Genomic DNA, 23,501 nt, shown 5'->3' on the forward strand with positions numbered 1-23,501 from the left:
GGTTTACAGTTGCTTTTTAGACTGCTTACTCAGCACGTAATAACCCAATACACCGCCAATAATAGAAGCTGCAAAAATTCCAATCTTCGCCTGTGTCATGTATTCCTCATGCGAGAACGCCAAAGAAGTTACAAATAAGGACATCGTAAAACCTATAGAAGCCAGTAAACCTAAACCAAACAAATTTCTTACATTCATTCCTTCTGGAAAAGGAGCCACTTTCAGCTTCACCAAAAGCAATGTAAAACCAACTACTCCAACAACCTTACCTACCAAAAGACCTAAAGCAACACCCAAAGCTACATTGGTACTGAATAAATGTTCCATATCGATAGCCAATGAAACACCAGCGTTTGCCAAAGCAAATATAGGAATGATCAAAAAGGTTACCATGGGATGCATAGCATGTTCTAATCGTTGTAATGGCGGAGTGGCGGCTACTGTACTATTTTGAATTTCTTCCAGAATATGTAATTGTTCATTTGTCAAAGTAGGTTTACTGTTATCCGGGTCAATACCTTTAAACTTATCTAAAAGTTTTTGGATATTATTACTGAATATTTTCTCATTGATCTTTACATCTGCCGGAATGGTAAATGCTGCTAAAACAGCTGCGATAGTGGCGTGTACCCCCGAAAGTAAAAAAGTTGTCCAAACTCCGCCTATTCCTAAAATGGCATAGAATAAAATGGCTCTTACCCCCATTTTATTACCGATATACATCGTCAAAAGCACCAAAGCACCGATAATGAGATGGAACATAGAGATATCCGAAGTATAGAAAAATGCGATAACCAATACAGCTCCTAAGTCATCAACAATAGCTAAAGCGGTTAAGAAAACTTTTAGTGTAAGCGGAATTCTATTCCCCAATAAATATAGTACCCCCAAGGCAAATGCAATATCTGTCGCCATTGGAATTCCCCAACCACTATGCACTTCTCCTGTTGGATTCAAAAATAAATAAATTGCAGCTGGCACAGCCATTCCACCAAATGCAGCAGCGATGGGTAATAAAGCTTTACGTGGATTGGATAACTCCCCGCCAACGATTTCTCTTTTTAGTTCTAAACCCACTACAAAGAAAAATATAGCCATTAAACCATCGTTGATCCAATGATGCAGATTGTATTCAAAATACGTGCTTCCGTCTAACTGAAATCCAAATTTATGTTCCAGAACATGATGGTACTCTTCTGCTAAAGGCGAATTGGCTAACATCAATGCAATCACTACACTGATTCCTAATACAATGCCACCTGCTTTTTCATTTTTAATAAAGCTTTGAATTGGCGATACGATTTTCTCAATAGGGGTCTTTTTTAGTTTACTCATCTTTTTTTGCTTATCCCTCCGATTTGTGCTGAAAATGACTTAGAAACCAGTCATTCTATGATTAATAAAGTACAAAAATATAAAATTAAAAACGATTCCCCGTATTAATCAAGGTGATATAGTCCTTTAGGATTTCGCTCATTACCACCAAAAAATCTGTGCTCTTATCAAAATGATAATTACCCTATCATTTTGATAAGGTTTTTGCATCAACAAATCCTGAAATAACGAGATAAAATATTGAAAATCAATATTTTAAATTCAAAAAAGTTCTATTGGAATAGGATTTGGCATAGAGGATATAAAAGAAATTAAAAATGAGGAAAAGAAATGTAAAATGGAAGCAAAGAAAAGAGCCTCCTTCGTTTCCAAAATGGCTAAAATCATACCACTTATTGCTTTTTGCCTTTATTGTGGTCATGATTTTTGGAGCAATTATGAAGCACATTAGTACCACTTAAAAATAGATAAAAATGACAACAATAGTTTTAGTACTCGCAGGTTTAGCCTGTTTCGGTCTGTTCATTAAGTCAATTGACTTCTTTGAGAAAATCTAAAATAAAATGAAAACAAAAATCATAAATACGATACAACAATGGGCTCCTGAAGCCGCAAGACTCATTCCTGATTTGGATACTTTGGACGATTCTATCGCAGACTATCTGTTACTACATAAACTGGCAGAAGTTTGTTCCCAAAAAATAGGTTCTGGATCGGAAGATGAATTAGAGTGTGTTCAGGAGATAGCCAAAGTTATAAACCTTTTATATCAGGGAGGGAATCAATACACCCGGAATGCCATTGAAAATGAGTTTCTGACAGCCTTGTCTTTTGAAGAAAGCCCCGGAAGCCTAAAAAAACACATGGATTTATTTCCCATCGAATTACGAAAAGGATATATCAAAACCATTTTAGAAAACTAATTAAATAATGAAAGTTTTAAAGGGAAAAATACATTGGTCGGCTAAAATAAAAAAAGCAGTATTAGCAATCTTATTGTTTGTCCTGTTTGCCGTTTGCGTAAAGCTCGGAGGATTCGCAGGTATTTTGATCGGCTTTGTGTTTTTCTTTCTATTCTTTCAATTAATAAGCAGATGAAAAAAGAACGAAAATCAAACAGGGAAATAGTTACGGATATATTGGCAAAAATACTTTTAGCTTTTATTGTCTTCTGTATTTTCTATGCGATGTTCTTCGGTAAATAAAAAGAAGTTTATAAATCAATGAATGAAATAAATGAAAACGCAGCCAGTACGTACCTGGCACATCACTACGGTGAAATTAAAGAAGAGATCAACGAACTATCCATGCGAAAAAATTTTGCGGGAATATTTCAGGCAATCGTCAACCACATCAATCTCTTGCTTTCCAAAGGACAGATAGAGAAAATTGGGGTAAAGATCAAGTTCATCGGTTGGCTTCATAAAAGAGGTAATGAATATGTACAGTACATCATTGAAAATTTGTTTGTACGCTCTTTTGAAGGAATGAAAAGACGTTGCACTACAGAACAATGGATTTATATGTACCAGCTCATTCCCAATAACCTGAAACATGTTTATCAGCTTCAGAACACAAATTATTTAACACAAAAAACAAGTCTATGACAGCATTATTCATAGTAGCCATAGGTGTATTTGCCTATATATGTTACGTATTGCTCAAACCGGAAAAATTTTAAAACGCTTCAGCAGATGAAGAAAGATACAAAAGGAAAAATCAAGGAATGGATATCCATTATATTCTGGATACTGTTCTTCATTTCGATCATTTATCTGGCTTTTCTAAAAATTCAAATATTGCTATGAAAAAGATATTTACTGAAATGAAAGATGTAGCCCGAATTGCTTTGATATTCCTGATTGTATTGGCATTGGTCAGGCTGTTCGGATGGATGTTTAAAACCATATTTAATTAATAAAAATGAATACAGAAATTTTAGGAATAATCGTAATGTTTACCCTGTCGATATTGCTTGCAATACCCTTCGGTAAATACATTGCAAAAGTTTATGGCGGTGAAAAAACGCTGCTCGATCCGATTTTTAATCCGATAGAGCGAATCTTTTACAAAATAAGCGGTATCAATCCGCAAACAGAAATGAACTGGAAACAGCAGATGGTAGCCATGATCACGATCAATATGGTGTGGTTCCTGTTGGGAATGGTTGTTCTAATGACTCAGGGAAGCCTCCCGCTTAATCCGGATAACAATCCAAGTATGTCCGCAGACCTTGCATTCAATACCGTGATATCATTTGTGGTAAACTGTAATCTGCAACACTATTCCGGGGAATCAGGATTAAGTTATCTTGGACAATACTGGTTAATGTTCTTACAGTTCGTAAGTGCCGGAACTGGTATGGCTGCCGCAGTAGTGCTATTTAGAGCATTCAGAGACAAATCATCTGAAACCTTGGGGAATTTTTACAGCAATTTTATAAAATCATGTACACGTATTTTATTACCTGTATCATTTGTGATTGCCATAATTCTTGCATTCGATGGAGTTCCGATGACTTTTGAAGGTAAAGACGCTATTACCACTTTACAAGGTGATTCTGTGGAAGTATCAAGAGGACCCGCAGCAGCATTTGTGCCTATTAAACACGTAGGAACCAACGGAGGTGGATTCTTTGGAGTGAATTCTGCCCATCCGTTTGAAAACCCATCTTATCTGTCCAATATGGTCGAAATGGTGGCTCAGCTGATTGTACCCTTGGCTATGATCTTTGCCTTTGGTTATTTTACCAGAAGAAGAAAACTATCGTGGATGATATTTGGTGTAATGACAGTAGGTTTTTTAATGCTGGCCATTCCAAATATCAATATGGAAATGAATGGCAATCCCGCAATTGCAGCCATGGGTATAGACAATTCCTTGGGGGCTATGGAAGGAAAGGAAATTCGATTAGGAGCTCCTGCATCTGGCTTTTGGAGCATTGTCACCACTGTAATCTCTACTGGATCAGTAAACTCTATGCACGATAGTTCCACGGCATTGTCAGGAATGAATGAGCTATTAGCAATGATGATCAATGCGTTTTACGGAGGAGTCGGTGTAGGAATACTTAACTTCTTTATTTTTATCATTCTTGCTGTATTTATCAGTGGATTGATGGTAGGAAGAACACCAGAATTCTTAGGTAAAAAAGTGGAAGCTAGGGAAATGAAAATAGCCATGATTATTGCCTTGCTTCATCCTTTCCTGATATTAGTAGGAACAGCATTAGCCGCTGCATCACCACAATATACTATGGACTCTCTAAATAACCCGGGATTTCACGGATTGAGCGAAATGCTATACGAGTTCACTTCGTCATCTGCCAATAATGGTAGTGGTTTTGAAGGATTGGGAGATAATACACCTTGGTGGAATATTGCAACAGGATTTGTACTTATTCTTTCAAGATTCTTACCGATCATTGGTCCGGTAGCCATTGCAGGCTTGTTAGCTCAAAAGAAATTTATACCAGAGGGAGACGGAACCCTGAAAACCGATACGGCAACTTTCGGACTAATGGTATTCGCTGTAATCGCAATCGTAGCTGCCTTAGCATTCTTCCCGGTATTGGCATTAGGTCCTATTGCAGAGTACTTTTCACTTTATTAAACTGATTAAAGAATTTAGAAATGAACAATAATACATCATTGTTTCAAAAAGATATGGTTCAGGAAGCACTGAAACAATCTTTTGTGAAACTCAATCCGAAAACCATGTTCCGTAATCCGGTCATGTTTACTGTATGGATCGGTACTTTGGTTATGCTAGCCGTGAGTTTATGGACGTTGGCAGGAGCTCAGGGACAAGGAAGTTTTGGTTATAATTTTACCGTCTTTATTATCCTTTTGCTTACCCTGTTATTTGCCAATTTTGCCGAGGCAATTGCTGAGGCAAGAGGTAAAGCACAAGCAGATAGTTTGCGTAAGACAAGAGAAGAAACGCCTGCAAGATTAAAAAATGGGAAAACGATCTCCTCTGCTCAATTACAAAAAGGTGATGTTTTCATCTGTGAAGCTGGCGACATCATTCCTTCTGATGGGGAAATTATTGAAGGCTTAGCGACCATCGATGAAAGTGCAATTACCGGAGAATCTGCTCCTGTGATTCGTGAAGCAGGTGGCGACAAAAGTTCTGTTACCGGTGGTACCAAAGTTTTGTCCGATAAAATCGTGGTGCAGGTAACAACGCAACCGGGCGAAAGCTTCCTGGACAAGATGATTGCCTTGGTAGAAGGTGCAGCCCGACAAAAAACACCAAATGAAATTGCTTTAACCATTTTGTTAGCAGGATTTACACTTGTGTTTATCATTGTCTGTGTGACGCTTAAGCCATTTGCTGATTATGCAAATGTGGGGATTACCATTGCTTCTTTTATCTCTTTATTTGTATGTCTTATCCCGACTACCATTGGAGGATTGTTGTCTGCAATCGGTATTGCAGGGATGGACAGAGCATTGAGAGCCAATGTTATTACAAAAAGTGGTAAAGCGGTAGAAACCGCAGGTGATATCGATGTCTTATTATTGGATAAAACAGGAACAATCACGATTGGTAACCGTAAAGCAACTCATTTTCATCCAACAAATGGTATTGACGAGAAAAGATTAATTAAAGCGGCTGTATTAAGCTCCATGGCTGATGAAACTCCTGAAGGTAAATCGATTATCGAATTAGCAGGTATCAACCCTTTGAGTTACGAAGTCAAAAATCCTCAATTCATCAAGTTTACAGCAGAAACTAGAAGTTCAGGTATAGACTATGAGAATGTGCGTGTCCGAAAAGGTGCAACCGATGCGATAAAAAATCTGGTTACAAAAGCAGGTAATAACTTTCCAAAAGAGGTCGAAGAAAGAGTGAAAGCCATCTCTTCTAATGGAGGTACACCGTTGGTCGTATCAGAGAATGAAATCGCATTGGGTGTAATTGAGCTACAGGACATCATCAAACCGGGTATTCAAGAACGTTTCGAACGGCTGCGTAAAATGGGTATCAAAACCGTCATGGTAACGGGCGACAATCCTTTGACTGCTAAATTTATCGCTGAGAAGGCAGGTGTGGACGATTTCATCGCAGAAGCAAAACCCGAAGACAAGATGAATTACATCAAAAAAGAACAGTCGGAAGGTCGCTTGGTCGCTATGATGGGTGATGGAACAAACGATGCTCCGGCTTTAGCACAAGCTGATGTGGGTGTAGCAATGAATTCTGGTACTCAGGCAGCAAAAGAAGCAGGAAACATGGTCGATCTGGATAACGATCCGACCAAATTGATTGAAGTCGTAGAAATCGGAAAACAATTGCTGATGACCCGTGGTACATTGACTACTTTCAGTATTGCGAATGATGTGGCTAAGTATTTTGCCATCATTCCAGCACTGTTCATCACAGCGATTCCTGCATTGCAAGGACTGAATATTATGAATTTACACAGTCCGGAAAGTGCAATACTATCAGCTGTAATTTTCAACGCAATCATCATTCCGATGTTGATTCCATTAGCATTGAAAGGTGTAGCTTACAAACCTATTGGAGCAAGTGCATTACTTCGAAGAAACCTGTTCATTTATGGTTTAGGCGGTGTACTGATACCTTTTGTAGGAATCAAGCTGATAGATATGCTTATATCCGTTTTCTTTTAATCCTTTATAAAATTTAGATAAAATGAAAAAACATATTTTGCCCGCAATAAAATTGACTGCTGTTATGATCCTGTTTTTTACAGTCATTTACCCACTTGCAGTCTGGGGTATCGCACAGTTTGCTCCTAATGCTGGAAAAGGAGAAATTATAGAACACAACGGAAAGAAACATTATGTCAATATTGGTCAGTCTTTCACAGAGGATAAGTATTTCTGGTCAAGACCATCGGCCGTAGATTACAATGCTGCTGGTTCAGGAGGTAGTAACAAAGGTCCTTCTAATGAGGAATATTTAGCAGAGGTTCAGGCACGAATTGATACTTTTTTAGTACATAATCCCGGAATTGATAAATCTGAAATACCTGTTGACTTAGTTACTGCCAGCGGAAGTGGATTGGATCCGAACTTTTCCGTTCAGGCTGCCAAGGTACAGGTAGCACGAATCGCTGAAACAAGGGGGATTGATGAGGTTAAATTGAATCAATTAATTGATGAACAAACCGAAAAACCTTTGTGGGGCATGTTTGGTCCCGAAAAGATCAATGTACTTAAATTAAATATCGCTCTGGATCAACTTAAATAAGTAATTCCTAAAAAAACTTACAGGTTTTCAAATGTGTGTGTAGCCATTGAAAATGCCTTGTAGGAGTAATTCAATAAACAGTAAAATTTTAATAATTCAAAAATGAAACCATCATGATTTATTCAACCACACAGGGAGGATAAATCTGATAGCTTCATCACGTTTAAAAATCAAATTAATAAGATGAAAAAAATAATTATGTTCTCAGCTATTCTTCTGGGAGCAACAGGAAGTGTATGTGCTCAGGAAACTGAAAAAAAGCCGTTAACCATCAGTGGATATGCTGAGGTATATTATCAGCAGGATTTTAATAACCCGAAATCCAATACCAGACCCGGATTTGTGTACAGCCACAACCGCAACAATGAAGTGAGTCTAAATTTGGGATTTATAAAAGCAGCTTATGAAACAGAAAATATGAGAGCAAATCTGGCTCTTGGAGTAGGTTCTTATATGAATGCTAATTATGCAGCCGAAGAAGGCGTGCTGAAAAATATATATGAAGCAAATGTAGGGGTGAAACTATCTAAAACGAAGAATTTATGGTTAGATGCAGGTATCTTGCCATCTCACATTGGCTTTGAAAGTGCTATCGGAGCGGACTGCTTTACATTGACAAGAAGTATGATGGCTGATAATTCGCCCTATTTTGAAACCGGAGCTAAGTTGTCGTATGCTACCGATAATGGAAAATGGAATATGGCGGTATTGGTGTTGAATGGCTGGCAACGTATCCAACGTGTTGAAGGGAATAGCACACCAGCTTTTGGTCATCAATTAACTTACCGTCCTTCGGATAAAGTGACTTTAAACAGTAGTTCTTTCATAGGCAACGACTTCCCTGATGAAGAGCGTAAGATGCGTTACTTCCACAATCTGTATGGGCAGTTTCAAATCAGCAATCAATTTGCATTGATCGCTGGCTTTGATATCGGCGCACAACAAAAAGAAAAAGCAAGTGATGACTATGATACATGGTATACGCCTGTACTGATTGCGAAATACAGCCCTACTGAAAAAATAAGCATCGCTGCAAGAGGAGAATATTACCACGATAAGAATGGCGTTATCATCGCCTCGGGAACGGAAAACGGATTTCAAACATTTGGGGCTTCACTCAACGTTGATTATCAAATTCTGCCTAATTTGGTATGGAGAACAGAAGTTAAAAGCTTAAATAGTAAAGATGCCATTTTCTTAAACAGAGATGACAATATGAAAAAAGACAACGTTATGGCGGTTACATCGCTGGCGATACGTTTCTAAATATTTCCATTTACTAATGATTCCCCTGGACAATTTGTCTAAGGGGAATTTGTAAATTTATATAAGCAAACAGATTGTATGGACGAAAGAAAAAGTGCAGAACATTTTTTAGACCTCATTCAGAAATCCCGAAGAGGAAAATTCAAGCTCTATATCGGGATGAGTGCTGGTGTGGGTAAAACCTATAGAATGTTACAGGAAGCACATACGCTATTGCGAAACGGTATCGATGTGAAAATCGGATATATCGAAACACACAAAAGACCAGAGACCCATGCTTTGTTGGATGGGCTTCCGATCATTCCACGCAGAAAACTTTTCTATAAAGGGAAAGAACTCGAAGAACTGGATCTGCAAGCCATTATAAACCTTCGTCCGGAAGTTGTGATTGTAGACGAATTGGCTCATACCAATATTGAAGGCAGCAATAACGAAAAAAGATGGCAAGATGTACTCGATATTTTAGATGCGGGTATCAATGTCATCAGTGCTGTCAATATTCAACACATTGAAAGTTTGAATGAAGAAGTACGGGAAATTACGGGGATTGATGTACAGGAACGTATTCCCGACAGCGTAGTCGCTCAGGCAGATGAGGTAGTCAATATCGACCTTACAGCAGAAGATCTGATAGATCGTTTAAAAGCCGGAAAAATTTATGAAAGCTCTAAAATAACAGCAGCACTTAATAATTTTTTTAAGAGCGAGCATATTTTGCAGCTTCGTGAGTTGGCGTTAAAGGAGGTAGCTTCGCAGGTGCAGCGAAAAGTAGAAACCGAAGTAGTATTTACAAGAAGTGTCAAAAAAGAACGTTTCCTGGCCTGTATCAGTTCAAACGAAAAAACTGCAAAAAACGTTATTAGGAAAACGGCACGATTAGCTAATTATTACAACAGCAAATGGTATGTGATGTATGTGCAAATACCTAAGGAAAGTTCTGATAAAATCGCTCTAGATAAACAACGGCATTTGATTAATAATTTTAAATTAGCTACAGAATTAGGGGCAGAAATAATTAAGGTGAAAGCAAAAAATACCACTAAGGCAATCATCAAAGAATGTGAAGATCGTAAGATAACAACAGTGTGTATAGGTAAACCACATTTAAACTTAGCTAAGATTATATTAGCAACTGACACATTTAATGCCTTACTGAACAAGCTGTCACAAGAAAATATTGATCTCGTAATACTATCATAAAATGAGAATTAAAGCAAAATTAACGGTTGGAGTTGGTGCTCTATTTTTACTGATACTGGCACTGGCAATTGTTAGTGGCTGGTATGTAAACCAACTGAAAAAAGACACTAATAATATCTTAGTTGCCAATTACAATACCTTACAGTATGCCCGCAACATGCTGTTGTCTTTGGAAGATGTTCGTTCAGACAAATCCGCTGTAGATACTTTTCAAAAAAATCTCGATCTGCAAAAGCAGAATGTAACTGAGATTGGAGAAATCGAAGCTACCAATCTTATCGTTAAACATTTTAAAGATTTAAAAGAAAACCCCGAAGATTCTATAGTTATATCATCCATAAGGAAAGACATCACGGAGTTAATGCGTCTAAATATGGAGGCGATCAACCGAAAAAGTGATATAGCCGATGATACAGCTCAAAAAGCAATTGTCATCATTTCAGTTACTGGTTCACTTTGCTTCCTGATTGCATTTATTTTACTGGTCAATTTGCCTTCTAATATAGCCAACCCGATTAAGGAATTAACCGATAGTATAAAAGAAATAGCCGGGCAGAATTATAAAAAGAGGGTGCATTTTGAAAGCCATAATGAGTTTGGTGACTTGGCAAAATCATTCAATACGATGGCGGAGAAGCTGGAAGAATATTCCGAGAGTAAGCTCGATAAAATCCTAAAAGGTAAAAAACGAATTGAAACGTTAATTGATAATCTTCATGATCCAGTTATCGGTATCGATGAAAACAAAAAAGTGCTTTTCGCTAATGAAGAGGCATTAAATATTTGTGGTCTAAAAAAAGAAGAATTCATTGGTAAACAAATACAGGATGTAGCCGTTACCAATGATTTAATTAGAAGTATTATCAAGGATATTTTTCTTCCAAAGCCCGAAAATGCTAAATCCGAACAATTAAAGATTTATGCAGACAGAAAGGAAAGCTACTTTGAAAAAGAGGTGGTGGATATCAACATCGTTCCAACCGGAGAAGCAGACAGTGAATTTATAGGTCAGGTTATTCTTCTGAGAAATATCACACCATTTAAAGAACTGGATCTGGCAAAGACCAATTTTATGGGAACTGTTTCCCATGAATTTAAAACACCTATTGCGTCGATACAGTTAGGTATTCAAATTCTGGAGAATGAAAAGACAGGTCACTTAAATGAGGAACAAAAAGGACTGGTTAATGGTATAAAAGACGATGCTGACCGCCTTTTAAGAATTACCGGAGAACTACTAAACATCACACAGGTTGAAAGTGGGGCTATTCAAATAAACTTAATTAGTTCAGAAATAAAGCCTATGATTGAATATGCTGTTAACGCAAATAAATCTGCTGCTGAGTACAAGAATATTAAAATCGATGTTGATATAGAGGATAATACACTGGTTGCTGCCGATAGTGAAAAAACGGCATGGGTTCTTACCAATCTCATCTCCAATGCCGTTCGGTATTCGTATGAGAATGCTACAATTGATGTCAAAGTTGAAAAGACAGAAAATCAAATAAGATTTTCTGTAACAGATACGGGTCAAGGCATACAACCTCAATTTTTGAATAAAATCTTCGAACGTTATTTCCGCATTCCCGGCACCAAAAAAGAAGGTACTGGTTTAGGCTTAAGTATCAGCAAAGAGTTTATTGAAGCTCAGGGAGGAAAAATCTGGGTAGAGAGTGAGTATGGTGCTGGTAGTACTTTTTGCTTTACGCTAAATTCCATAGATAAACACTTCTAACATATTAATACCAATAATTTAAGTGTTCGAGCTAATATAATTTAGTTCGTTGTTGACACTTTTATCATATTTTTCAAATGCATAAATTTTATAGAGATAAACTAAAAGAACTTGATGAACGAATTGAAGTATATAAAATTGAGTTTGATGAACCAATCCAACTGGCAGAGGCATCCGTTTCTCTCATCCTAAATTATCTTAAGGAAGTTAAACTATATGTTCTGGAAAAAGGATTTGACAAAGAAGAAGATGAAATATATTTCTTTAAAAAACTGAAGCCAGATATTTTGTCTAAATTAATATACTATAATGCTATTTTTAAGATTGAATCGAAAAAACCTCACGGCTCATATAAATTAATAAAAAAGTATCTTATCAACGAACAAATAAGGCTGAAAAAATACTTTGATAATAATTTGGAGTTTTATAAATACTATAGAACGAATAGCACTTTTTTGGATCAAAAATATTTTGTAAGGGGTAAACATGATATCAAGCTTAGCCTTGACACATATTTTTTTGAATCAGATCATAATTTTTCAACATCCCACGATTATAAAGTTGCAAAAATTTTGGCAAATGATTTAATACAAGTCTATTTGGAGGATCGGCTTTCCTACTTACAAAAAAGGAGCAAACCAATAAATCATTCAAATTTAAATTGGACCTCAAGTAAAACTGCATTAATAGAGTTAATTTATGCATTGCACTCTCAAGGAGTATTCGAAAATGGAAATGCAGATGTAAAGCATATTGCAAAGTATTTTGAAAGCATTTTCAATATCGAATTAGGTGATTTTTACCATACGTTTATGGAAATTAAATCTCGAAAAATAAACCGTACCAAATTTATTGACGCATTACGTGAAGGGTTGACAAAAAAAATGAACGAGCAGGACGAAAAGTAGAATTATCTTAAACCCTGTCTAGCCGAATGGCTATCCCTTGACTGAACAATCGCCTGCGGAACTTCTTTCTGTTCTGTAGGCTCTTCTTTAGTTTCGGGCGTAATAGACAACTGTATCTTTCGTTCAACGGAAGCCAATTCCGTTTTAAGTTCGCTCAATCGGTTTTCTTTAGACCAGGTTCCATTGATTACTTCATGAAGAACAGGCAGGTCTTTTTGTATCTCTGCAACTTTCTTTTTTTCCTGCTCAATATAGCTTGGTAGTTTTTCCAGTGCGTTTAAAAAATTCATAGCCGCCAGTTTTTCATCTTTAGCAATGATTCCGTTATTAAACGTGTATTTTATATTCCCTTCGCCTTGTATTAAAAAGCGGTTTACCCGAATATCCATACCTTCTTTTTCGGACATTTCAGTTTTGACCAATAACTGAAAACCGTACAAACTACCTATTTCCTGATAATCGCCACCCGTTCGGGCTTTATCTGCTATTTGATTGAGTTTTGCTCCAATCTGTTTGACATCAGCATTCGGCGATAATCCGTCTAATTGAATTAGATTTACAATAGCTCCGTCCGAACGTTTTTGTACCCGTTGTTGCAGATTGTTCCAGTCAAGGCTCATACGGTTAACTCGGGATTCTGCACTTTGAAGCATTTCTGTAAAATCGTGTAATTTGTATTTAGCACTTGACTTGGAGCGGTTAAACGCTTGCTTTTCACTTTCCAATCCTGCTATCTGTTTTTCTATTTTGGCTTTATCCAACAAATCAGTATTACCCGAAAGGATAGCAACATACTCCGAAAAGTTCATGCCTGATTTTTCGTCCATACTACCTTCGTCAATCGTTCGCTTACCGAGATTGTTGTTTTTTAACTGGTCAATAAAAAGTTGTTTATTGTACAGCAGATTGAACTTATAGCTATCCAACGATTTTTCTACGGCATAGATCACCACATCTACTTTGTTATCTGCAAAGAACTTGGCAATTTCATTGCCTTTTCGGATAGCCCGACCATCACGTTGAGCCAAATCGCTCGGTCGCCAAGGTGTATCCAGATGATGAATAGCTACCGCTCTTTTCTGTGCGTTCACACCTGTACCCAACATACTCGTAGAACCAAACAACACGCGGATTTTACCTTCGTTCATTCCTTTAATGAGTTCCTTGCGTTGATTATCCGTTTTCGCTTCCTGAATGAAGCGGACTTCATGTGCGGGAATGTTATGATCTTCTACCAATTTGCGTTTGATTTCGGAATAGACATTCCATTCATTTGGTTTGTAGGTTCCCAAATCAGAAAAGACAAACTGTGTACCTTTTTGTGCGTTGTATTGGTTGTAATAATTGGCAATGTTCATCGCACAATGCGAAGCCTTATTGTCGGGATGATCGTCATACGCACTGCTTACCATTCGCATATCCAGTGACATCTTACGGGCATAGTCGGTAGCAATCAACATCTTTGCTTTTTCTTCTGTCGGACTTAAAGGAGCTCTACCCAATAAAGTCGCATCACCCGATTTTGCAAACTGCATTAAGCTTTGAATGAAATGGTCCTGATCAGGTGTTGGCGGAATATTGTACAGGATTTCATTTTTATTCGGGCGGTCAATCCCAATATCTTTTGCTGTTCTATAATCCGTAATTTCAGAATAGAACTGAGCCAGCTCCGGCACTTTGATAAAGTAACGAAACCGCTCTTTTGCTACAATATTATTCGCTACCGAAAACTCATAATCGGTTGTTTTTCTTGCATAAATGGCTGCCCAAGCATCAAAGGAATATATACCTTGTTTTTCCATTGCTCGTGGTCGCAGATACTTGAACAAGAGGTATAATTCGGTTAAGGAATTACTGATGGTTGTTCCTGACAAAAAAGTGGCTCCCATATCTGCATTGATGCGTTCCTGAATGGTGCGGATAGCAAAAAGCAGGTTCAATGCCTTTTGGCTGCCGTCCACATTGCCCAAGCCGGCAACCCTTGTATGCCTTGTGTTGAACATCAGGTTTTTGAATTGGTGGCTTTCGTCCACAAACAAATGGTCTATGCCCATCATCTTAAAATCCACCACATCATCTTTGCGGTTTTCAATATCGTGTTGCAGGGTTTTGAGTTTGACTTCGAGGTTTTCTTTCCGCTTGATTACTCCGGCAAGCATACCTCTGGTAACTTCCTTGCCTTGCGATTGCAATGCATCGAGGTTTCGCTCTACGCTGTCCAATTCTAATTCGAGTATTTCCTTTTGTATTTCGGGCGATTGTGGTATCATTCCGAATTGGTCTTGTGTGAGGATTACACAATCCCAATCGTTATTTTTAATATCCCCGAAAATCCGTAGGCGTTTTTGAGGTGTAAAATCCTCTTTACCCGGAAATAGGATTTTAGCGTGTGGGTAAGCAGTGCGGTAGGCTTCGGCAATTTCGTGAACATTGCTTTTCAGCCCGATAATCATCGGTTTGTGTGCCAGTCCCAAACGCTTCATTTCCTGTGCAGCCGTACACATAACCAACGTTTTTCCTGCACCTACTTCGTGGTCGCAGATAGCACCGTTGTTCAGCTTTATCATCCAAACCGTGTCCTTTTGGCTGGAATACAAATCTTCAATGCCCAATGCCTTACGGTCTAAGCCCGGAAAGTCCTGATGGCTTCCGTCATAGTTCGGTCGGACGAAGCAGTTAAAAGTGTCGTTGTATTGGTCGGTCAGCCTGTTTTTAAACTCATCGTTTTGGGCGTGTAGCCACTCGGTAAAAGCGGTACGGATTTCGTCAATCTTGGTGTTCGCCATTTGTATGGCTTCCATATCCCGCACTTTGACCTCTTGGTCGTCAACCTTAATTTTCTTGGTAATATCAGGCGTGGTATTGACAAGGGCGTGTTTGAGCAGGGCAATCCCGTCAAACGTCCGGCTTTCTGCTTTGACAGCGTATTTTTCCCATATATGCAAATTCTTACGTTCGCACTTTACTGAAAAGTCATCCGAACTTTCAGAGTAATGAACGAGTACATCCGTATCAAAAAGATGTGAAGCAAAACGGGCATAAATGCCAGTGGGTATCCAGCGTTCGCCGAGGTTAAAATCGAGTTCCTCAAATTCGATACGTCTTGGTCGGGCTTCTTCCAAAACCGTAAGGCTTGCTTTGGCTTCGATATCATCGGGATTGCGTTCGAGGTAGGTTCGTACCTCCTCGGCTTTCTCCACTACGTTGCCAGCAATCCAGCGTTCGGATATTTCATATTCCCGTTGTAGAGGATTGTAGAAAATACGACCGTGTAAAGCTGCTTTCAAAGCATCATCGGTCATACTGCTGATTTCGGACATATAGTCCAAATCCACGCTTCCGTATTTGTTCAGCGAAGCCGCTAATGCTTCTTCGGGATTGTCCGTTGCTATGGTTGCGGTAGAAAAACTTACAGGTCGGCTGAATATATCCGCCTTGTGGGTTACGCCACCAACAACACGCTCCAAATAAGGGATTTCCTTACCGGAACTATCCGTTTTAATGAGCTTGATATTATCGGCACTGTTGAGGTTGCCATATCTTTTAACAAAGGCATCGTATAAACGGTTAAGGTTTTCCCTTTCTTCCTTGTATTCAGTCTGATGCTGTGCCTCTTTGGTGTAAAGCTCTTGGTAAACATCACGCACCCCGATATACGCTTCGGCTCTTGCTCTTTGTAAAGGTGGTAGCTGCAAAGGGTGGAAAACTGCCATACCGTCTGATGTATCTACATCTTGCAGATGACCGACCCAACCATTATCCACAACAAGGCAATCGTTACGGTGGTACGATTCCAGTTCGCCACTATAAGTAGCAGATTCGGGAATGGTATCGGGAACGGCTGGCTTATCAGCTTGGCCATTCCCGTTTATTTGTGAAAACAGGTCGCCGATAGCTTCCTGTTTTTTACCATTGATAGATGTATTTCCATTGGTGGCTCTATTAGTAACAGGCGGCGTAAAAGGTTGCTGCATCGCACTACTGAACAGGTCGGGCTGGCGACCTATTGTACCTCTTCTTTTTTTCGTGCTTTGTCTTTTGGTTGTTGTCGTTCTTTTGGGCGGAGCAAGAACCATTACAGGCTCGTCTATATTTTGAAACAGGTCAAAAATGCTTAGTTGCTTTAATTCCTGCGGGCTTTCCTGATGGATTACGGGCGTGGGTACAGGTTGCGGTTTTTGCTGAATGATTACAGGCTCAATAACTGGAGGTGTAACATTTGGTTCAACTGGAATTTGGATAACTGGCTCATCGTCCCGTTCGCCTTTGTATAAATTCAAATTCAGGTGCTTGCCAAAATCTTCGGAAAGCATTTGTTTGAGGTCTTTGGAAATCCCTTCAACGCCGCCTTTATGCGTATAGATTAGGGCAGGTTGCCCGTAAGGGTCGGTATCTAATTTACGGTCGGTATGCACAATTCTTGTGCTGTCCTGAAAGAGTGCATTGCCCGGTGTATTGTATTCTGTTTGGCTGCTTCGGCAAAACAGATCTTCCCTTTCGGTCAGATTTTGTTTTGCCGTATTTTTTTGCAGTATAATGAGGTCGCTTCCGACTTCCGTACCTGCATATTCCGTAAACAGGTTGTTGGGTAAGCGAACAGCCGAAACCAAATTATTATCCTGCATCAACGCCCTGCGTATGGGTTCATTCTTAGGACTATTCAGAATGCCCTGCGAAGTAATGTAAGCCAGCAAACCGCCCTCACGGAGCATATCAGCACCTTTCAGGAAAAAGTAATTGTGTATGCTTCGGGCAGCCTGTACTTTTGCGCTATCCCTGTTTCGGGAATAGGAAAGGTCGAAAACGGAAGTATCGCCAAACGGTATATTGCTGGCAATAACATCATAGCTGTTTTGTTCCTTTTCAGGAATTTCCTCAAAACCACTTATACGGATATTGCTTTCGGGATAAAGCTGTTTTAAAATCTTGCCTGTGAGCAAATCCTTTTCATAGGCAGTAACACTGGCTTTTCGATTTTCTGAAATGGATTGTATGAATGAGCCGATACCTGCGGATGGTTCGAGGAATTTATCAATGTTCAGACCGCTTTCACGCAAGGTTACGGAAATCGCATCTATTACCTGTGGCGGTGTATAAAAAGCCGTCAGAACAGAGCTTTTCATACTATCCACATACCTGCGGTATTGCTTTTCGTCTTCTGAATTTTCTTTGAGTAACTGGTGGAGTTCCTGCGTAATCGGGAAAAGGTCGTGTTCTGTTTTTCTCCAATGATTGATGTCTATTTCGTTCGCTATGGGGTTCAACACGAATTTAAGACCACCAAATCCGCTGTATTGCATCATTAGCAGTCTTTCGCCTACGGTGGCTTGTCGTTTCTCCTTTTCCAGTTTAAAAGCAATTCGCAGGGCATCAATATTCAGTTGGAGATGTTGGCGTTTATTGAAGCCCATTTTCCTCTATCCAGATTGCGATGGTTCCGGTTATTTCGGTATAGAGCAGGTCAAACTCAGGACCGTTTGCGAAGTCATCGTTTAGTTCATAGCTGGAGAAAACAGGCTCACAAACAGGGAGCATTTTAAGTGCGAATGGTCGCAGTTCCTCGTCTGCCATTATGGTGTCAAACTCATTGCATACCACCTGAAAAATGGTGTCGAACCTGGAGAAGTGTAAGCCTTCAAACAGGATGTAGTTAGCGATCTCATCGCACTGGTCGATGGAGTTTCCTGAACGAAAAGCACCTTCATAAGCATTGGCAGCCCACGATGAACGTTGTTCTATAAACTTGTTGTCGTATGCCTTTTCAGGAAAACTGGCATACAGTAGTTCCCGTAGTCGTAATCTGAAATACGATAGGTCTTTTTGTTGTGTATCCATATAGAATTTTATTTAGAATTGTTACCTGAACCATAAATTTAGGGCCGATCGCAGAAGCGTTTATGGAAGTTGAATGGTTTGGCGTTGAATGGCAGGATTTGGCGTAATTAAAAATACAGGCGGATTAATTTATTAATTTTGCAATGATGTATAAACAATAACACAATGAACTATCAAACCTATCAACCAAGTGAAGACTTAACATCACTTATCAAATGTTATTGGACATTGGAAGTGCCTGCCGAATACAGTTCAGAAAAACAAAGGATTGTTCCTGACGGCTGTATGGAATTGATATTTATATTGGGAGATGACATAAAACGATATACTTCTGAAAATGAATTTATTATTCAGCCAAGAGCAATAGTCGTAGGGCAAATCACCGAACCATTCATTATCCAGCCTTTCGGTTATGTTCACTGTTTTGCAACTCGTTTTTATCCTTATGGAGTTGCCAACTTTATAAAAACACCTCTTAAAAATTTAGAAAACAAAGAAACACCAATAGCTGAACTTTTCGGGCAATCAACAGCCAATGAACTGGAGCAAAAAATCATTCACGCAACCGACACACAACAAAGAATTGAGATAATCGAAACTTTTCTATTCGACAAACTCAACGAAAAATCTACAATTGACAGTATTGTAAAATCAACCGTTAACACGCTTATTGCAACGAGCGGAAGTTCGCCAATCAAAGCTATCTTAAAAGAAGACTTATCGAAACGCAGACAGCTCGAAAGGAAATTTTTGAAACAAATCGGAATGAGCCCAAAACAGTTAGGAAAGGTTGTCAGATTGCAAACCGCCTTAAAACTACTGCTCAACCAAAAGACGGGAACATTTACCGAAATTGCTTACGAAAGCGAGTATTATGACCAAAACCATTTCATTAAAGACTTCAAAGAATTTACGGGTATAACGCCAAAAGAGTTTCTTGGAAAAGAACAAATGATTTTATCTTCTCTTTTTTACACGAACGATTAGTGTGTCGTATTTTTACTATTTCGTGAGTTTCACGCAATTTAACTTTGCATTAAAATTCATAAGATGAAAAGGATTATAGCAAGTGTTGTAATGCTGATTGCAATTGGCTTTTTGGCTTGCAACGACACAAAAAACAAAGAAGAAAAAGCAGAAAATATACAAACTAAAAAAGTAAATGATATGAACAACTTAATTTCAATTGTAGAAATTTCGGTAACAGACTTTGCAAGAGCAGTAAAATTTTATCAAACTGTTTTAGGCATTGCTATTGAAGAAATGGAAATGGACGGAAATCAAATGGGTGTTTTACCGAACGACGAAGGTACGGTAAACGTGGTTTTGGTAAAAGGTAACGATTACAAACCAACAACAGACGGTGCTGTTCTCTATCTCAATGCAGGTAACGACTTGCAACCAATGCTTGACAAAGTTGCACAAAATGGCGGACAAGTAATCGTTCCAAAAACTGAAATCAGTCCTGAAATGGGCTACTTCGCTTTATTCATTGACACGGAAGGAAACAAATTGGGACTACATTCAGCACAGTAAAACGATGAAGACAGGAACAAAACTATTTATCGCTGTTATCGGTTTGCTCTTGATTTGTGCTTGGACTATAAAACAGACAGATGACATCAAAAAAACACAATGGCTTATCGGAACTTGGGAGAACAAGACCCTGAAAGGTACTATTTACGAAACGTGGAAAAAAATAAGCGACAATGAACTTTCAGGAATGAGCTATATCGTAAAAGACAAAGACACCATTGTTTTTGAAACCATACGATTGGTGCAAGAGCAAGAAGTGCTGTTTTATATTCCGACAGTCAAAAATCAGAATGATGGTTTACCTGTACGTTTTACAGCCAAACTCATTTCGGAAAATCAAATGATATTTGAAAATCTGCAACACGACTTTCCGCAAATCATTTCTTATACCAACACTGACACGAACACTTTAGTAGCTGAAATATCAGGAACTAAAAACGAACAGGAGCGTAAGCAAACTTTTTCAATGAAGCGAGTGAAATAAAGTAAATTTTATTGGTTATTTAAGATTTGTAGCATCCTGCCAATCTCAATATCTATTCTTGAAAAGGCAAACCATTTTTTGCCCAGGTCTTTGAGTGATGCCCCGATGTGGTAAAGTTCTGTATGGTCAATAATCAGAAATCGGTCATGAGCATCAGATAAGAGCTCAATTTCAATAGCAGGATATTGGCTGTTGTAGCGTTGCAGATCAAGATGTAATTGGTTACTGATATTTTTAGTATAAATCTTTACAGTTACTGATTGCTCACGCTTCCCAAGCAATGTGAGGACTGTATCGTCAACATAATTATCAATGAGTATAATTGAAATTTTGGCACTTCGGATAATATCAGAAATAAAGGTATAAGCGTCAAATATTTGTCCATCATAGAAAATACCTTTTTCGCTATGGAGTTTATCGCTTTCCAAAGCCTTAAAGATTTCCTCAAATTTCTGGTCGGCTTCTAACTGCTTCAATTCAATCTTATCCAAACGATGAAATAAAGAAGCGTTGCTGATAAGCATTCGTCGCATTTCTACAAAGGCTTCCATAATTTCAACACTGACTTTAACCGCTATATCTGAACGGAGTATGGCAGAAGCCATTGCAACCCCTTGTTCAGTAAAAACATAGGGCAAATACCGTCTTCCACCGTAGCTTAAACTTGAGGTTCCAATTTGGAACCTCAAGTTTTCAACTTCCTCTTCGGTCAGTTGAAAGCAAAAAGAAACGGGAAACCTTTCAATATTTCTTTTTACTGCTTTGTTGAGGTTCTTTGTTTCCACTTGATATAAGGAAGCGAGGTCGCTATCCAGCATCACTTGCTTTCCACGTATGGAATAAATCAGATTTCTGATTTCCTTTGTGCTAATGGTAGGCTTATTTTCCATTACTTTTTGTAGCTTTTATTTTTGGCAAACTCAAAAGAGGTTTTGCAATCCTCATTCAACACGATATAAGCATCGAATTTCTTTCCGGCTTTGCTTTTCATTCCTTTGATAAGTGAAGTTTTCTTTTTATTGACAAGGTTTTCAATATCGGCTAAGCCGATTTGTACGCCACACACATTGCGGAACTGTAACCAATTACAAACTTCATCAGGACACTTCACTATTTTATCACGGATAATGAGTTGTTGGCTTTTGCATTTCGGGCAAACCAATTTAGGCAGGTTGTTTTGTGCAATGGAAGTTTGTAACAATTCATTGGTAATAGATGAGGCGTAAGTTTCCATTTCTTTTTGAAATGCCTCTGCATCTGCTTCGTTATTTTCGATTTTTTGCAAAGCCAATTCCCATTCGGCGGTCATTGCCACATCCGCAATTTTACGATCTTTGACCAATTCGTACACCTGCAATCCCTTTTCGGTAGGGATTAGGGATTTTTTTTCTCGTTGGATATAGTTGCGGGTAAACAGGGTTTCTATTATTGCGGATCTGGTAGCCGGAGTACCAATACCGATGTTTTGTAAAACCTTGCGTTCATCTTCATTTTCGATTTCCTTTCCGGCAGTTTCCATAGCCGACAAAAGTCCTGCTTCAGTATAAAGCCCTGGTGGTTTGGTTTTCTTTTCCAAAACGGAGGCTTCTTTTATTTTTAGTTCATCGCCTTTTTTCAGTTCGGGCAAATCCTGTACAGGTTCGGTATTATCATCTGAAAAACTACCTTTGATGGAACGCCAGCCTGCTTCTATAACCTTACAACCCTTTACTGTAAAATCATAATGCAACGCTTGTAAACCTACATCGGTTATCTCTTTGATACAGGCTTGTGAAAGGGCTTCGAGCAATCGAAAGGCAATCATATCATAAACGGAGTTTTCCTTTGCGTTCAGGGCTGATGGGATTTTATCAGTAATCAATAATCCGTGGTGGTCGGTAACACGCAAATCGTTTACAATACGTTTATTGAACCGTCCCCATTTCAATTTCCCTACGGCTTGCTTGCAGGTTTCGCTGTCCTGCAAAGCCCTTACGAGGTTGGGGATTTCTGCCCACATATCTTCAGGAATGTACTTGCTTCCGGTGCGTGGGTATGTGATAAACTTCCTTTCGTAAAGGCTTTGGGCAATATTGAGCGTTTCTTCCGCAGAAAGGTTCAGCTTTTTGTTGGCTTCTTTTTGCAAGCCAGTAAGGTCGAACAATAGAGGCGGTTGCTCTGTAATGCTTTTGGTTTCCACCGATGTAACCGTTGCCGTTTTACTTCGCTGAATGGCTTTCAGCGTATCATCGGCAAGTTTTTGGTCTTCCCATTTGGTTTTGGAAAGGCTTTTAAAATCTATCAGTTCTTTGTTGTGCGATAACTGTATCTGCCAGTATTTCTTTACCGAGAAATTTTTGTTTTCCAAATAGCGTTTGCATATCAAAGCCAGTGTAGGCGTTTGCACTCTTCCGAGCGAATAAATGCCATTTCCTGCGGCTATGCTCAACGCCTGTGTAGCATTGATGCCCACGAGCCAATCGGCACGGCTTCTGCCTTGTGCCGCCTGGTACAATCCATCAAACTGTTTTCCATCTTTGAGGTTATCAAACCCTTGCTTAATGGCTTTTTCGGTAAGCGAACTAATCCAAAGCCGTTCAAAAGGCTTGTTGCATTTCAGGTATTCATAAATGTACCTGAAAATGAGTTCGCCCTCACGTCCCGCATCGGTGGCTACAATGATGCTGTTACTACGGTTAAAAAGCTGTTCGATGACTTTCAGTTGCTTTAATGCACCCGTATCCGCTGTATAACCTTTGTCTTTTTTCACTTTCCGGACGGTCAGCAAAAACGGGTTTGGGAGCATTGGCAATGATGCTTTATCAAATCCCGAAACCCCGTAATCTTCGGGCATTCCCAATCCTATCAAATGACCGAATGCCCACGTAACAAAATAGCCGTTACCTGTCAGGTAGCCGTCCTTTTTATTGGATGCTCCCACAAGTCCGGCTATTTCCCTTGCTACGATTGGTTTTTCTGCAATGATTGTTTTCAT

At 38.9% G+C, this 23,501-nt stretch carries 18 protein-coding genes; 13 read left to right on the plus strand and 5 right to left on the minus strand.

The window, feature by feature from the left end:
* Positions 1-3 precede the first annotated feature (3 nt).
* The gene (gene nhaA / locus B3E92_RS04505; protein WP_234108509.1) at positions 4-1,335 is read right to left on the minus strand and encodes a Na+/H+ antiporter NhaA; all 1,332 of its coding nucleotides are present in this window, start codon (positions 1,333-1,335) and stop codon (positions 4-6) included.
* 563 nt (positions 1,336-1,898) lie between these two features.
* Between nhaA and B3E92_RS04510 the strand changes: the two genes are divergently transcribed.
* From B3E92_RS04510 to B3E92_RS04550, 10 genes are all read left to right on the plus strand, one after another.
* On the plus strand, positions 1,899-2,258 hold the full coding sequence (locus tag B3E92_RS04510; protein WP_234108511.1) for a DUF7674 family protein: 360 nt from the start codon (positions 1,899-1,901) through the stop codon (positions 2,256-2,258).
* A 300-nt stretch (positions 2,259-2,558) separates the two neighbouring features.
* Positions 2,559-2,942, plus strand: a complete 384-nt coding sequence (locus B3E92_RS04515) for a DUF7674 family protein (protein ID WP_032131839.1) — start codon at positions 2,559-2,561, stop codon at positions 2,940-2,942.
* Positions 2,939-3,016, plus strand: coding sequence for a potassium-transporting ATPase subunit F (locus B3E92_RS24355; protein ID WP_078691099.1), 78 nt, complete (start codon positions 2,939-2,941; stop codon positions 3,014-3,016). The genes B3E92_RS04515 and B3E92_RS24355 overlap by 4 nt, the downstream gene beginning before the upstream one ends.
* 242 nt (positions 3,017-3,258) lie before the next feature.
* Entirely contained in the window at positions 3,259-4,947 is a 1,689-nt protein-coding gene (gene kdpA, locus B3E92_RS04520) for a potassium-transporting ATPase subunit KdpA (protein WP_234108519.1), read from the plus strand.
* A gap of 20 nt (positions 4,948-4,967) precedes the next feature.
* Positions 4,968-6,977: a potassium-transporting ATPase subunit KdpB gene (gene kdpB, locus B3E92_RS04525; RefSeq protein ID WP_234108521.1), complete on the plus strand. Its 2,010-nt coding sequence runs from the start codon at positions 4,968-4,970 to the stop codon at positions 6,975-6,977.
* A gap of 22 nt (positions 6,978-6,999) precedes the next feature.
* Positions 7,000-7,560: a K(+)-transporting ATPase subunit C gene (locus B3E92_RS04530; RefSeq protein ID WP_055041566.1), complete on the plus strand. Its 561-nt coding sequence runs from the start codon at positions 7,000-7,002 to the stop codon at positions 7,558-7,560.
* Positions 7,561-7,743: 183 nt separating this feature from the next.
* Positions 7,744-8,826: a porin gene (locus tag B3E92_RS04535; RefSeq protein ID WP_286895555.1), complete on the plus strand. Its 1,083-nt coding sequence runs from the start codon at positions 7,744-7,746 to the stop codon at positions 8,824-8,826.
* Positions 8,827-8,904: 78 nt separating this feature from the next.
* The gene (locus B3E92_RS04540) at positions 8,905-10,026 is read left to right on the plus strand and encodes a sensor protein KdpD (protein WP_032131834.1); all 1,122 of its coding nucleotides are present in this window, start codon (positions 8,905-8,907) and stop codon (positions 10,024-10,026) included.
* Position 10,027: 1 nt separating this feature from the next.
* Entirely contained in the window at positions 10,028-11,764 is a 1,737-nt protein-coding gene (locus tag B3E92_RS04545; RefSeq protein WP_283416138.1) for an ATP-binding protein, read from the plus strand.
* Positions 11,765-11,841: 77 nt separating this feature from the next.
* On the plus strand, positions 11,842-12,672 hold the full coding sequence (locus B3E92_RS04550) for an RteC domain-containing protein (RefSeq protein WP_032131832.1): 831 nt from the start codon (positions 11,842-11,844) through the stop codon (positions 12,670-12,672).
* Positions 12,673-12,674: 2 nt separating this feature from the next.
* On the opposite strand, the gene B3E92_RS04555 is transcribed toward B3E92_RS04550, so the two are convergent.
* Together B3E92_RS04555 and B3E92_RS04560 are read right to left on the minus strand one after the other, a co-directional pair.
* Complete coding sequence (locus B3E92_RS04555; protein ID WP_286895556.1) at positions 12,675-18,083, minus strand: N-6 DNA methylase; 5,409 nt, start codon at positions 18,081-18,083, stop codon at positions 12,675-12,677.
* Positions 18,070-18,507, minus strand: coding sequence for a DUF1896 domain-containing protein (locus tag B3E92_RS04560; RefSeq protein ID WP_115169394.1), 438 nt, complete (start codon positions 18,505-18,507; stop codon positions 18,070-18,072). The genes B3E92_RS04555 and B3E92_RS04560 overlap by 14 nt, the downstream gene beginning before the upstream one ends.
* A gap of 165 nt (positions 18,508-18,672) precedes the next feature.
* Between B3E92_RS04560 and B3E92_RS04565 the strand changes: the two genes are divergently transcribed.
* The 3 genes from B3E92_RS04565 (at position 18,673) to B3E92_RS04575 (ending at position 20,527) form a co-directional block, all read left to right on the plus strand.
* Complete coding sequence (locus B3E92_RS04565) at positions 18,673-19,494, plus strand: AraC family transcriptional regulator (protein ID WP_115169395.1); 822 nt, start codon at positions 18,673-18,675, stop codon at positions 19,492-19,494.
* A gap of 63 nt (positions 19,495-19,557) precedes the next feature.
* On the plus strand, positions 19,558-20,043 hold the full coding sequence (locus B3E92_RS04570; RefSeq protein ID WP_115169396.1) for a VOC family protein: 486 nt from the start codon (positions 19,558-19,560) through the stop codon (positions 20,041-20,043).
* Between the two features lie 4 nt (positions 20,044-20,047).
* Entirely contained in the window at positions 20,048-20,527 is a 480-nt protein-coding gene (locus B3E92_RS04575; protein WP_115169397.1) for a DUF6265 family protein, read from the plus strand.
* An 8-nt stretch (positions 20,528-20,535) separates the two neighbouring features.
* Here the strand turns inward: B3E92_RS04575 and B3E92_RS04580 are convergent, their stop codons facing one another.
* Positions 20,536-21,417: an ORF6N domain-containing protein gene (locus B3E92_RS04580; protein WP_115169398.1), complete on the minus strand. Its 882-nt coding sequence runs from the start codon at positions 21,415-21,417 to the stop codon at positions 20,536-20,538.
* Positions 21,417-23,501: a type IA DNA topoisomerase gene (locus B3E92_RS04585; protein WP_115169399.1), complete on the minus strand. Its 2,085-nt coding sequence runs from the start codon at positions 23,499-23,501 to the stop codon at positions 21,417-21,419. The genes B3E92_RS04580 and B3E92_RS04585 overlap by 1 nt, the downstream gene beginning before the upstream one ends.

This window comes from Sphingobacterium sp. UBA6317, from assembly GCF_002440385.1.
Lineage (GTDB): Bacteria > Bacteroidota > Bacteroidia > Sphingobacteriales > Sphingobacteriaceae > Sphingobacterium > Sphingobacterium multivorum.